Below are 12761 nucleotides of genomic sequence, written 5' to 3' on the forward strand. Positions count from 1 at the left end.
TCGCAGTACGGGTAGGCGTCGGTGTCGGCGTCGCAGTACGGGTAGGCGTCGGCGTCGGCGTCGCAGTACGGGTAGGCGTCGGTGTCGGGGTCGGGGTCGGGCTTGCGCTGGTGACGCTCGGGGTCGGCGTCGGCGTCGGGGTTGCAGTCGCCGTACGCGTGGACGTCGGGGTCGGCGTCGGGGTTGCAGTCGCCGTACGCGTGGACGTCGGGGTCGGCGTCGGGGTTGCAGTCGCCGTACGCGTGGACGTCGGGGTGGGGGTTGCAGTACGCGTCGGCGTCGGCGTTGCAGTCGCCGTACGCGTGGACGTAGCCGTCGGAGTCGAGGTTGCCGTGGTCGCAGTCGGCGACGGCGTAGGTGCCGTGGCAGTTGTCGACGGTGTCGGTGTCGGCGTCGTGCACCCAGCGAGAGCCAACGCGATCACCGCCCCAAGCATTGAGACCTTGAGTTTCATGACATGTATTCCTTTGGGGTAGCAGCCTAACTTCGAGCTGCTGCGGCGCCGGATCCCCACTCCCGGCTCTTTTGTCACCTGCCAAGGCAGGGATTTCAGCCGGGGATGAATGTCCCGGCATAGCTCGATGACGAGCATCAGTTTTTACTCGACATGCTGCGGTGCGACGCGTGCGGACGTACTGCCCGGCGTCATCGAGCGAGCAAGCGCAACCCGTCAGTCAGGGCCGCCACGGCCTTGAAGACCCAAGAGGGTGGCCGTCAGCCCAGCTTACGTGAAGCCCTAAGTACCCTGCCGATTGTTACGCAGATCACATTGGCCATTTCGATGCTTCGCTGCGCAACCCACCACTCTCACGGCATGGCCTGCAGCGAGCCATCGATTCGGGCTTATCCACATAGGGCAGTCCGCTCCTGTCCGTACTGAACGGTTCATTCAAGGCTTGTTCCATGGCGAACAGTGACGCAACCGGGCTCCCTGCAGGGATGGATCTATGGCGGACCGCCGAGCTCCATGAGCTGGGGTTCAACGATAGGAAGATTGCCTCGTTCGTGCGGGCCGGCCATCTGGTACGACTTCGTCGAGGTTGCTATATCCGGGGCAGCACGTGGGCTGCTCAAAAGCCATGGGTACGCGGCCGGCAGCTGATCGCAGCTCACGCGCACGGAACACTGTCGACGTCGTCCGGCGGCTTGGTCTACAGCCACACCTCAGCCGCACGCCTCCACGGATTGTTTCTCTGGGACGTTGATGACCGCGTGCACATCACGACTGGTTCAACTGCTTCACGCTCCTCCCACGGCAACAATGTCGTGCCGCATGCGCGCCAACTGGAAGCCCAAGAAATAGTGCTTATCAACGGCATGCCATGCACCTCCCTGGAAAGAACCGTCGTGGACTGCTGCCTGATGCTGAACTACAGGCAATCCTTGGTGCTGATGGACCATGCCCTTCGGATGGGCGTCGACGTCGGAACAATCCACCAAAAGTGTGCTTCGTTGGCCGGGCGCAACGGAGTTCTCGCCCTGCGCCGGGCCCTGGGGAACGCCGACGCCCGCTCCGAATCACCCGGCGAAACCTTGACCCGCGAACTTCTCCAACGGTTACGCATCGAACTCCCCGAGCTGCAGGTGGAGGTGTCTTCCACTGAGGGTCGTCATCGCCTGGACTTTGCGTGGCGGGAAAAGAAAGTTGCCTTGGAGTTCGACGGGAAAGTGAAGTACTTCGACTACGCCCCCACGGCCGAGGTCATCTACCAGGAACGCCAACGCGAGAAGGCCCTCATGGCACAGGACTGGAAGTTTATCCGGATTAAGTGGCAGCACTTGTTTCGGGAACAGGAGTTCAAGACGAGTGTGCTGCGGGTCCTGCGGAGCAACAGCTAGGCGGCTCCGCGGGGTGCAGCGGCCTGGGAGCGCGGTCGGATTCGGGCATGCTGAAGGTTCGCACGGATCGCTAAGGCCCCATTCGGGGGTTCGCTGCGCACAGTGCTGAACCCACGGCACAATCTGCAGCGAGGCATCGAAACGGGGCCACAGCAATCGGGCGCGGGCAGCGGGCAGAAGGCACACAAAAGCGGGCGATACCTCCCCAGGTATCGCCCGCCTCGTTGGCTCTGTTGCGCAGAGTCCGCGCCCCCAAGTGCCTAGGGGCGCTGCCGGCCGAACACCGGGAGCGCGCGCAGCCAACGGGAGAACCCGCCGGCTTTGCGGTCACAGTCGGCCGGAATGTAGAAGTCCGGATCTGTTGCACCAAAGGGCAGGTACAGCTCCTGACCGGGCGCCGGGAATTCCACGACGTTGTTCGTATCCTTCGAGTCCATCTATTCCTCCTCTTTCTCATGCACACAGTTTCCGCTCTTCGGAAAACTTTTATTGTTATGTGGAAAGTGTAGGCAGCTGGGAAAGAACGCGTCAAGACCCCCATCCGGGCGAAGTGAGTTGCCCCGGTCACATTTGGATGGTTCATAACGATCCACGGGAACCCATGTACATAAGCCGAAATCATGCGCTACTCTCGAATGAGTTCGTGGCGTAGGTCACGTAACCTGAGAGCAGCAGGCAGGGTCGTAATGAGCTGGCATCCATGGATGCTGGCTCTTTTTTGTTGGGTCGGCTCCACCAGAAACGCGGTGGAAACACGCGCTTAATTTCATTGATGGAACGTAGGTTCCACCTCACAGAAGTTGGGATATGACCATGAGCAACAACATCGTCCTCGGCGAAAACCAGTACGGCAAAGCAGAAGTCCGCGTCGTCAAGGTCACTCGGGATACGGACCGCCACCACATCGAAGACCTGAACGTCACCTCGCAGCTGCGCGGCGATTTCCAGGCCGCACACCTGGAAGGCGACAACGGCCACGTCGTCGCCACCGACACCCAGAAGAACACCGTCTACGCGTTCGCTCGTGAAGGCATCGGCTCCCCCGAGTCCTTCCTCCTGCGCCTTGCAGACCACTTCACCGGCGGATTCGACTGGGTCACCGGCGGCCGCTGGGAAGCTGAAGCCTACAGCTGGGATCGCATCCAGGCCCACGGCGAGGGACACGACCACAGCTTCGTCCGCAACGGACAAGAGGTGCGTACCGCCGTCGTCGTCCGCGATGGCGCAACCACCCACCTTATTTCCGGCCTCAAGGACCTGACCGTCCTGAAGACCACGCAGTCCGGCTTCGTCGGCTACCCGCGCGACAAGTACACCACCCTGCCGGAGACCACCGACCGCATCCTGGCCACCGATGTATCCGCCCGCTGGCGCTACAACACCAACCTGGATTTCGCCGGAACGGACTTCAACAAGAGCTACGAGGACATCAAGGCACTCCTGCTTGAAGGCTTCACCGAGAACTACTCCCACGCCCTGCAGCAGACGCTGTTCGACATGGGCAAGAAGGTCCTGGAAGCACACAGCGAAGTGGACGAGATCAAGTTCTCCATGCCCAACAAGCACCACTTCCTGGTTGACCTGAGCCCGTTCGGCCTGGACAACCCCAACGAGGTCTTCTTCGCGGCTGATCGCCCGTACGGCCTCATCGAAGCGACGGTCCAGCGGGAGAACATCCCCGCTGCACCGGTTGCCTGGAGCGGCATCGCCGGCTTCTGCTAAGCCCGCACCGAAACCGCACTAAACCGCACCACCAACGGGTTTGTGTGCAGGTCCCGACAACGGCGCCCCGTAAACGCTGGATCTGCACACAAACCCGACCCCAAAAACCTAAAGATTTTGTTAGCCAGACACAGTTAGCCAGACGAAGACGTCTGCCATGAACCCAGAAAGTCTGCCATGAACATCAAAAAGAAGTCCCGCCCTGCGAATACCTCTTCGCAGAAGCATCAGCCGGAACGTCCCGAGGACAAGCGCCTCTCCATCGGAAGCACGTTCGCTTACGGCTTCCAGCACGTCCTGACCATGTACGGCGGAATCATTGCCCCGCCCCTGATCATCGGTGCGGCCGCCGGAATGTCCTCGCAGGACATCGGCCTCCTCATCGCCGCCTGTTTGTTCGTTGGCGGCCTGGCCACCATCCTTCAGACGGTTGGCATTCCGTTCTTCGGCTCGCAGTTGCCGCTGGTCCAGGGCGTTTCCTTCGCCGGCGTTTCCACCATGGTGGCGATCGTCCAAGGTGGCGGTGGAATCCAGGCGGTGTTCGGCTCAGTCATTGTGGCCTCGCTGATCGGCTTGGCGATCACGCCCCTGTTCTCCAAGATCATTAAGTTCTTCCCGCCGGTTGTCACCGGCACCGTGATCACCACCATCGGCCTGACGCTGATGCCGGTCGCAGCAAACTGGGCCATGGGTGGCAACGCCAAGGCTGACAACTACGGCAGCATGGCCAACATTGGCCTCGCGGCAGCAACCATGGGTGTTGTCCTCCTCCTGAGCAAGGTCGGCAACGCCGCCATCTCCCGTCTCTCCATCCTGCTGGCCATGGTCATCGGCACCATCATCGCGCTGGTTGCCGGCATGGCTGACTTCTCCAAGGTGGGCCAGGGCGACATCGTTGCGTTCCCCACGCCCTTCGCTTTCGGCGCTCCGACCTTCGAAATCGCCGCGATCATCTCCATGCTTATCGTCATCCTGGTGACCCTGACGGAGACCTCGGCCGACATCATCGCAGTGGGCGAAATCGTGGATACCAAGGTTGACTCCCGCCGCATCGGCGACGGCCTCCGTGCAGACATGCTCTCCAGCGCCATCTCCCCACTGTTCAACTCGTTCACCCAGAGCGCCTTCGCCCAGAACGTGGGCCTCGTGGCCATCACGGGCATCAAGAGCCGCTTCGTGGTCAGCGCCGGCGGTCTCATCCTGGTCATCCTCGGCCTCCTGCCGATCCTGGGCCGGGTTGTCGCAGCGGTTCCGACGCCCGTCCTGGGCGGCGCCGGCGTCGTGCTGTTCGGTACAGTGGCCGCCAGCGGTATCCGCACCCTGGCCAAGGTTGAGTACAAGAACAACATGAACCTGATCATCGTGGCTGCTTCGATCGGCTTCGGCATGATCCCCATCGCCGCCCCGAAGTTCTACGACCAGTTCCCGTCCTGGTTCGCCACGATCTTCCACTCCGGTATCAGCTCGGCAGCCGTCATGGCCATCCTGCTGAACATCCTCTTCAACCACTTCAAGGCCGGCAACTCGGACAACCAGTCCGTATTCGTCGCCGGTACTGACAGGATCGTCAGCGAAGAGGACATCAAGTGCCTGAGCGAAGGCGACCGCTTCGAGAACGGCAAGCTGATCGACGCCGACGGCAAGGAAGTCCCGCTCAAGACCTCCAGCGCGTCAGAGCACTAGCACCCTTGCGCAGATAACAGGCGGCAGTGTTTTCCTTGGGGGACACTGCCGCCTTTTGTCGCGTCGCGTGGTAGCCGCCCCGCACGGAATGTACGACGGCGGCACTCGGCTTTGAGGGCAGCCCACCTTGCGCAGGCCCACACTTGGTCTCCCGAGATAACAAAAGATGGCAATGTTTCTGGGAAACATTGCCATCAAATGCCAACTCGGCGGAGTGAGAAAGCTAGTTCTGGTTGAGCTCCGCGGAGATCGCCCTGGCTGCTTCACGCAGCATGGGCACGGCGCGGTCGGCGAAGCTCTGGTCCACACGGGTGATCGGTCCGGAGACGGAGATCGCGGTGGGAGTAGGAGCGTTCGGGACAGCCATGGCGAAGCAGCGTACGCCGAGCTCCTGCTCTTCCTCGTCAATGGAGTAGCCACGTTCGCGGATGAGCTTGAGGTCCGCGAGCAGGGAGTCGATGTCGCCGATGCTCTTGGCCGTGGGGGTGGGCATGCCGGTGCGGGCCACGATGCCGCGGACAACTTCGTCGTCCAACTGGGCCAGGATTGCTTTGCCCACGCCGGTATCGTGCGTGTGGGCGCGGCGGCCGACTTCGGTGAACATGCGCATGGAGTGCATGGACGGGACCTGGGCGACGTAGATGACCATGTCGGAATCGAGGACCGCCATGTTGGAGGTCTCGCCGAGGCGTTCCACCAGGGTCTTCAGCTGCGGGCGGGCCACGGCACCGAGCTGCTTGCTGGCACCTTCGCCGAGCCGGATGAGCCGCGGGCCCAGCGCGTAGCGGCGGTTGGGCAGCTGACGGATGTAGCCCAGGGACACCAAGGTCCTCAAAAGGCGATGGATGGTGGGCAAGGGCAGGTCAGTGGATGACGAGAGCTCGCTCAGGGTGACATCGCCACCCGCATCCGTGATCAGTTCCAGCAGTTCAAAGACGCGCTCAACGGACTGCACGCCTCCGGAGGCTTTTTCAGCCATTCCCTTGTCTCCAATGACTCAGATTCCGACAACTCTTATCCGCATCGTGAAAAGAATTGCTTAGAACACCCAACATACAGCACAGCACGCACCTGCGCGACGACACCGAAGATGACCGGGCAGGGGGTTGTGTTTCCACTTTGTAGATAATAATATCCATAATACGAAAACATTCAGTTTGGAACGGCGGCCCGGGAACGGGCCTAACAGGAGGAATTTCAATGGCGAATCCGAGCCCCGGAAACTCGATCACCCTGCGCGTCGCCGCACCGTCGAGCTTCACCGCTACCAGCGAACTGGCAGCAGCCGTCGGCGCAGCCGGTGCAGCAATCACCGCGCTGGACGTCACGGAATCCCACCACGAGACGATCGTTGTTGACGTCACTTGCAACACCACCGACGACGACCACGCCGCCCGCGTCAAGGACGCCCTGAACGCCCTCGACGGCGTCACCGTCCAGCACGTCTCGGACCGCACCTTCCTCATGCACCTCGGCGGCAAGCTCGAGGTCGTCCCCAAGGTGGCCCTGCGCAACCGCGACGATCTCTCGCGTGCCTACACTCCCGGCGTCGCGCGTGTTTGCATGGCCATCGCTGAAGATCCGGCCGCTGCCCGCAACCTGACGGTCAAGCGCAACACCATCGCCGTCCTCACCGACGGTTCGGCCGTTCTGGGCCTGGGCAACATCGGCCCCGCAGCGGCACTGCCCGTCATGGAAGGCAAGGCTGCGCTGTTCAAGCAGTTCGCCAACGTCGACGCCTGGCCGGTCTGCCTGGACACCCAGGACACCGAAGAGATCATCATGATCGCCAAGGCCATGGCCCCCGTCTACGGTGGCATCAACCTCGAAGACATCGCCGCACCGCGCTGCTTCGAAATCGAAAACCGCCTCCGCGAAGAGCTCGACATCCCGGTCTTCCACGATGACCAGCACGGCACCGCGATCGTCACGCTCGCTGCCTTGGTCAACGCCCTCCGTGTTGTGGACAAGAAGCTCTCCGAGGTCAAGATCGTGGTTTCGGGCGTCGGCGCTGCCGGCTCGGCCATCATCCAGCTCCTCAAGGCCCAGGGCGCTCAGCACATCATCGCCGCCGGCCGCTCCGGCGCCATCCACTCCGGTGAGGAATACGGCGACGAGCACCGCAGCTGGATCGCCGCGAACACCAACGAAGAAGGCTTCTCCGGCACCCTCCACGACGCCCTCAAGGGTGCAGACGTGTTCATCGGTGTCAGCGCTCCGCACGTGATCGGCGAGGAGCAGGTCGCTTCGATGGCCGAGGACGCGATCGTGTTCGCCATGGCCAACCCGACACCGGAAATCGATCCGGTTATCGCTTCCAAGCACGCAGCAGTGGTGGCTACGGGACGCAGCGACTTCCCGAACCAGATCAACAATGTGCTGGCCTTCCCCGGCTTCTTCCGGGGCCTGCTGGACGCCGGAGCATCGGACATTACGCCGAACATGCTGGTGGCCGCCGCCGAGGCAATTGCCAACCGGGTGGCTGACGATGAGCTCAACGCGAGTTACATTATCCCCAGCGTCTTCGATCCCCATGTTGCCGCCGATGTAGCGACCGCCGTAGCCAATGCTGCGCACGCCAACGCCGCCAGCGCACTCTAGAAAAGGACACCGCCACATGGCTATCACAGTCACTGATCCCCGGCCGATCGATCGTGCCGAGGAAATCCTCACCCCCAAGGCACTGGCCTTCATCGAGGAACTGCACAAGCGCTTCGCCGGCACGCGCAACGAGCTTCTTCAGGCCCGCGGCGTCAAGCGCCAGAAGGTTGCTGACACCAGCCGCCTGGACTTCCTCCCGGAGACCCAGGACATCCGCGACGGCGACTGGAAGGTCGCCGAGGCACCGGCAGCCTTGCAGGACCGCCGCGTTGAAATGACCGGCCCGGCAACCCCGGCGAAGATGGCCATCAACGCCCTGAACTCCGGCGCCAAGGTGTGGCTCGCGGACCTCGAAGACGCCAGCACGCCCACGTGGCCGAACGTCATCGACGCCATCCTCAACCTCCGCGACGCCGCCCTGGGAACCCTGAGCTACACCTCGCCCGAAGGCAAGGAATACCGGCTCCGCACCGACGCTCCCCTGGCCGTTGTGGTGGCCCGCCCGCGTGGCTGGCACATGGAAGAACGGCACCTGCTGATCGACGGCGAACCCACCGTGGGTGCGCTGGTGGACTTCGGCCTGCACTTCTTCCACATCGCCAAGCAGCTCCTCCTCAACGGTCACGGCCCGTACTACTACCTGCCCAAGATGGAAAGCCATCTGGAGGCACGCCTCTGGAACGATGTCTTCGTGTTCGCGCAGGACTTCCTCGGCATCCCGCAGGGCAGCGTCCGCGCCACCGTGCTCATCGAGACCATCCCGGCAGCGTTCGAGATGGACGAGATCCTCTACGAACTGCGCGACCACGCCTCGGGCCTGAACGCCGGCCGCTGGGATTACCTCTTCAGCATCATCAAGTACTTCCGTGATGCCGGCGAAGAGTTCGTCCTCCCGGACCGCGCCACCGTGGCCATGACTGCACCGTTCATGCGCGCCTACACCGAGCTCCTGGTCAAGACCTGCCACAACCGCGGCGCCTTCGCCATGGGTGGCATGGCCGCTGTCATTCCCAACCGCAAGCAGCCCGACGTCACCGCCGCGGCCTTCGACAAGGTCCGCGCCGACAAGACCCGCGAGGCAAACGATGGCTTCGACGGCTCCTGGGTTGCCCACCCGGATCTGGTCTCCACCTGCCGCGAAGTCTTTGACTCCGTGCTGGGCGACCGTCCCAACCAGCTGGATAAGCAGCGTCCCGAGGTGAGCGTCACGGCTGAGCAGCTCATCGACGTCGCCTCCGCCGGCGGAACCGTGACGGAAGCCGGCCTGCGCCTGAACCTGTACGTCGCCGTCGCCTACACGGGCGTCTGGATCTCCGGCAGCGGCGCCGTGGCCATCCACAACCTCATGGAAGACGCAGCGACGGCGGAGATCTCCCGCTCGCAGGTGTGGCAGCAGATCCGCAACAAGTCCGTCCTCGCGGACACGGGCAACACCGTGACCCGCGAACTCGTCAGCCGCATCCTGGGCGAAGAAACCGAGCGCCTGCGCATCGAGTTCGGCGACGAGAACTTCAAGGCGTACTACGAGCCCGCGTCCAAGCTGATCGAAGACATCTGTTTGTCCGACGATTACACGGACTTCCTCACCACGCCCGCGTATGAGCTGGTGGGCTGAGATGGGCTCATTCTCTTCCTCTGATCTGGCCCACATCGAGTCGCAGCTTGAGGCGACGGACCAGTTGCTGGACCGCAACTACCCCGGTGACGACGGCTCACGCCAGCCCATCCACACCGTCTACATTCCGGCCGACCGCTTCACACCCACCTTTGTGGCAGATTGGGGCACCCAGGCACTGGCGACGGCGGACGCTCACGGCGGCCTCGAAAAGCTAGGCCAGCTGTTGGGCCAGGAGCCTGACTTGGCTGCCGCTGTTGCATCCCGTGTGGCGGCGAAGCTTTCTGCTGAGCCGATCGAAGACCTCCGTTTGGACTTCGAAGACGGCTACGGCGACCGCGGGGACGAGGCAGAAGACGCCGACGCCGTTGCTGCCGCCAAGAAGGTTGCAGCAGCAGTCGCGGCCGGCACGGCCCCGCCGTTCATCGGCATCCGCTTCAAGTGCTTCGAGGCCCCCACCCGGGCACGCGGCCTGAAGACCCTGGACCTGTTCGTCTCCACGTTGGCCGCTGCCGGCGAACTCCCGGATGGCCTGATCCTCACCCTGCCCAAAGTCACCACGGTGGCCCAGGTGCAGGCGATGGACTTCGCGGTGTCCCGCCTTGAGGAAGTCCATGGGCTTCCCGCCGGCCGGCTTCGCTTCGAGGTGCAGGTGGAAACGCCGCAGCTCATCCTCGGCGCTGACGGAACCTCGCCTGTAGCCCAACTCCCCCACGTTGTTCCGGGCCGGATCAGCGCCCTGCACTACGGGACGTACGACTACAGCGCATCCTTGGGGATCTCCGCCGAGTACCAGTCCATGGAGCACCCGGTGGCCGACTTCGCCAAGGAAGTCATGCAGCTCGCCGTCGCAGGCACGGGCATCCGCCTCTCCGACGGTTCCACCAACATCATCCCCGTCGGCGACGGTGTGGAAGATGCCTGGAAGCTGCACGGCCGGCTGGTCCGGCGTTCCCTGGAAAACGGCTACTACCAGGGGTGGGATCTGCACGCAGCCCAGCTGCCCAGCCGTTTCTCGGCGTCGTACGCTTTCTACCGCGAAGGCCTGCCCGCAGCGGCCCTCCGCCTGCGCAACTACGTGGAGCGCACCGAAGGCGGCGTCATGGACGAACCCGCCACCGCCCGCGCACTTGCCGGCTTCGTCCTCCGCGGCGTCCAGTGCGGCGCAGTGGGGACCGACGAGGTCAAGGCGCTTGCCGGCGTCGAACTTTCACAGCTGACCGCACTTGCGCACCCGCGGCTCGCACAACCAACTTCGCACTGATAGGAGCATCTCGCATGGGCAAGTACTACTACCCGCAGGGCGGCCTGCCGCCGCAGACCCAGCTGACCACCGAACGGGCCATCGTCACCGAGGCTTACACGGTGATCCCCAAGGGCGTCATGACGGACATCGTCACCAGCAACCTGCCGGGCTTCTCCAACACGCGTTCGTGGATCATCGCGCGGCCGATCTCCGGTTTCGCCACCACGTTCTCCCAGCTGATCGTGGAGATCGCACCGGGCGGCGGGGCTCCCAAGGCCGAGTTCGAGGCCGGCGTCGAGGGCGTCATCTTCGTCACCAAGGGCCAGGTCAACCTGACCCTCGACGGCGAGCTGCACCACCTCGAAGAGGGCGGCTATGCCTACCTTGCCGCCGGTTCAGAGTGGGGCCTGGAGAACGTCTCCGACGACATCGTCTCCTTCCACTGGATCCGCAAGGCCTACGAACGCCTTGAAGGTTTCGAGGCCAAGTCCTTCGTCACCAATGAGAAGGACGTGGAGCCCACCTCCATGCCGGACACGGACGACGTTTGGAAGACCACGCGTTTCACGGACTCCAGCGACCTCGCCCACGACATGCAGGTCAACATCGTCACTTTCCAGCCCGGCGGTGTGATCCCCTTCCCGGAGACCCACGTCATGGAGCACGGCCTGTACGTCCTGGAGGGCAAGGCCATGTACCTGCTCAACAACGACTGGGTTGAGGTGGAAGCCGGCGACTTCATGTGGCTGCGCGCGTTCTGCCCGCAGGCTTGCTACGCCGGTGGTCCGGGCGAGTTCCGTTACCTGCTGTACAAGGACATGAACCGCCAGGTGAAGCTCACCTAGTCCTTGCCCTTGCGCCGAGATCGCCGGATAGCTGCCAGTTCGCTGGAGCTATCCGGCGATTTTGCGTTTCTCCGGCGAACTCAGCGGCGGCGGCCCATGGCGAGCCCGGCCCAGAACGCGAGAAGAAGCAGGCCAATGCCCGCGATGCCCAGTCCGAGCTGCGTTTCCTTGCTGATGAATGAGCCGTTGTCTCCCACGAACACCTCATTGCTCAGCGGCGCATAGGCAAACCAGCCGACGTTCGTCTCCAGGTTGCTCCACGCCACGATGACCCCGGCGACCACCGCGATCAGTCCCAGCAACGGCACGACGACGGCAGAGACTCTGCGGCCAGGCTTCGGTGTGCTGTGTTCCCCAAGTTTGTGTTCCCCCATGCGGCCGAGTCTAGCCCGCGCGCCCGCCCAACTGAGTCGCAGTTAAGGCCGTTTTGAGGGCTCAGAACGGCATTAACTGCGACCTACTTGGGTTTGCCGGGGCCGCCGGCGATTCGGTACGACTCCTGCAGCAGCTCATCGAGCTCTTCCACGTCGATCTTTTCCAGCCGGATCAACATGAGCTGCGGGGATTGGTCGTGATGCGGGGTCCAGAAGAACGTATCGGGTTCCATGGCTGCGAGCGCTTCGCGTTCGTCGGTTTTCACTGTGCCCACGCCCTCTTCCCAGATACGTGCCATGAGGGTCTTGGCGAACCATGCCGGCCGCCCCCAGCTTGGACGCTCACTCACACCGGGCATGCCCAGGCAGATGCGCCGGACATCGTCTTCTGTGGCCATGGTTCACTGTGGCACTTGCGCTCCGCCAAGGACAAGACATGCCGGGCAATCCGCAGCTAGGCTGGGCGAATGTTGACCATCGGCAGCACTGTCCTGGGCGTCAATGACATTGCCCGCGCCACAGAATTCTGGCACGGAGCGCTCGGTTATGTTCCCCGCGAGCCGGGCGATGACACCTGGGTGATCCTGGTTCCGGCGTCAGGTCCGGGCCCGCAGCTCGCCCTCATGCTGAGTGAAACCCCAGTGCAGGAGCATCCCCGCATTCACCTGGACCTTTACGCCGACGACCAGGCCGCCGAGGTAGCCCGACTCATCGGTCTGGGTGCCCAGGGCGTCGACTGGGACCTGTACCCCGAGGATCCGGACTTCGTGGTCCTCGCGGACCCTGACGGCAACCGCTTCTGCGTCATCGACAAGGGCCCGCGGTAGCACCGCCGT

At 63.3% G+C, this 12761-nt stretch carries 12 protein-coding genes and 1 pseudogene; 8 read left to right on the forward strand and 5 right to left on the reverse strand.

Translation table 11 applies throughout. The features are described 5' to 3' along the window. A pseudogene (locus tag GVL04_RS14380) lies at nt 1-401 on the reverse strand (MSCRAMM family adhesin SdrC); the annotation flags it as partial. 502 nt (nt 402-903) lie between these two features. On the opposite strand from GVL04_RS14380, the gene GVL04_RS14385 reads away from it, so the two are divergent. Further along, the gene (locus tag GVL04_RS14385) at nt 904-1839 is read left to right on the forward strand and encodes a type IV toxin-antitoxin system AbiEi family antitoxin domain-containing protein (protein WP_159705751.1); all 936 of its coding nucleotides are present in this window, start codon (nt 904-906) and stop codon (nt 1837-1839) included. A gap of 260 nt (nt 1840-2099) precedes the next feature. On the opposite strand, the gene GVL04_RS24535 is transcribed toward GVL04_RS14385, so the two are convergent. Then, nucleotides 2100-2276 (reverse strand): hypothetical protein, encoded by a 177-nt coding sequence (locus GVL04_RS24535; RefSeq protein ID WP_014922716.1) that lies wholly within the window; start codon nt 2274-2276, stop codon nt 2100-2102. A gap of 370 nt (nt 2277-2646) precedes the next feature. Here GVL04_RS24535 and pucL point away from each other — a divergent pair, with 370 nt between their 5' ends. Together pucL and GVL04_RS14395 are read left to right on the forward strand one after the other, a co-directional pair. Then, nucleotides 2647-3561: a factor-independent urate hydroxylase gene (gene pucL, locus GVL04_RS14390; protein WP_200846853.1), complete on the forward strand. Its 915-nt coding sequence runs from the start codon at nt 2647-2649 to the stop codon at nt 3559-3561. Between the two features lie 177 nt (nt 3562-3738). Beyond that, nucleotides 3739-5244: a nucleobase:cation symporter-2 family protein gene (locus GVL04_RS14395; protein WP_159705755.1), complete on the forward strand. Its 1506-nt coding sequence runs from the start codon at nt 3739-3741 to the stop codon at nt 5242-5244. A 223-nt stretch (nt 5245-5467) separates the two neighbouring features. Here the strand turns inward: GVL04_RS14395 and GVL04_RS14400 are convergent, their stop codons facing one another. Then, the gene (locus GVL04_RS14400; protein ID WP_159705757.1) at nt 5468-6223 is read right to left on the reverse strand and encodes an IclR family transcriptional regulator; all 756 of its coding nucleotides are present in this window, start codon (nt 6221-6223) and stop codon (nt 5468-5470) included. Nucleotides 6224-6444: 221 nt separating this feature from the next. Here GVL04_RS14400 and GVL04_RS14405 point away from each other — a divergent pair, with 221 nt between their 5' ends. From GVL04_RS14405 to GVL04_RS14420, 4 genes are read left to right on the forward strand one after another with little or no spacing between them, the layout of a single operon-like run. Next, nucleotides 6445-7845, forward strand: a complete 1401-nt coding sequence (locus GVL04_RS14405; RefSeq protein WP_159705759.1) for an NAD-dependent malic enzyme — start codon at nt 6445-6447, stop codon at nt 7843-7845. Nucleotides 7846-7861: 16 nt separating this feature from the next. Further along, complete coding sequence (gene aceB / locus GVL04_RS14410; protein ID WP_159705761.1) at nt 7862-9460, forward strand: malate synthase A; 1599 nt, start codon at nt 7862-7864, stop codon at nt 9458-9460. Nucleotide 9461: 1 nt separating this feature from the next. After that, complete coding sequence (locus tag GVL04_RS14415; RefSeq protein ID WP_159705763.1) at nt 9462-10724, forward strand: aldolase; 1263 nt, start codon at nt 9462-9464, stop codon at nt 10722-10724. A 14-nt stretch (nt 10725-10738) separates the two neighbouring features. Then, nucleotides 10739-11551 (forward strand): bifunctional allantoicase/(S)-ureidoglycine aminohydrolase, encoded by an 813-nt coding sequence (locus GVL04_RS14420; RefSeq protein WP_159705765.1) that lies wholly within the window; start codon nt 10739-10741, stop codon nt 11549-11551. 80 nt (nt 11552-11631) lie between these two features. Here the strand turns inward: GVL04_RS14420 and GVL04_RS14425 are convergent, their stop codons facing one another. Next, nucleotides 11632-11925, reverse strand: a complete 294-nt coding sequence (locus GVL04_RS14425) for a hypothetical protein (protein WP_159705767.1) — start codon at nt 11923-11925, stop codon at nt 11632-11634. Between the two features lie 83 nt (nt 11926-12008). Next, nucleotides 12009-12323 carry an MmcQ/YjbR family DNA-binding protein gene (locus tag GVL04_RS14430; protein WP_159705769.1) on the reverse strand — a complete coding sequence of 105 codons (315 nt, stop codon included), beginning with the start codon at nt 12321-12323 and terminating at the stop codon, nt 12009-12011. A 69-nt stretch (nt 12324-12392) separates the two neighbouring features. Between GVL04_RS14430 and GVL04_RS14435 the strand changes: the two genes are divergently transcribed. Continuing rightward, the gene (locus GVL04_RS14435) at nt 12393-12752 is read left to right on the forward strand and encodes a VOC family protein (RefSeq protein ID WP_159705771.1); all 360 of its coding nucleotides are present in this window, start codon (nt 12393-12395) and stop codon (nt 12750-12752) included. Nucleotides 12753-12761 lie beyond the last annotated feature (9 nt).

The organism is Arthrobacter sp. 18067 (assembly GCF_902706295.1).
Classification (GTDB): domain Bacteria; phylum Actinomycetota; class Actinomycetes; order Actinomycetales; family Micrococcaceae; genus Arthrobacter.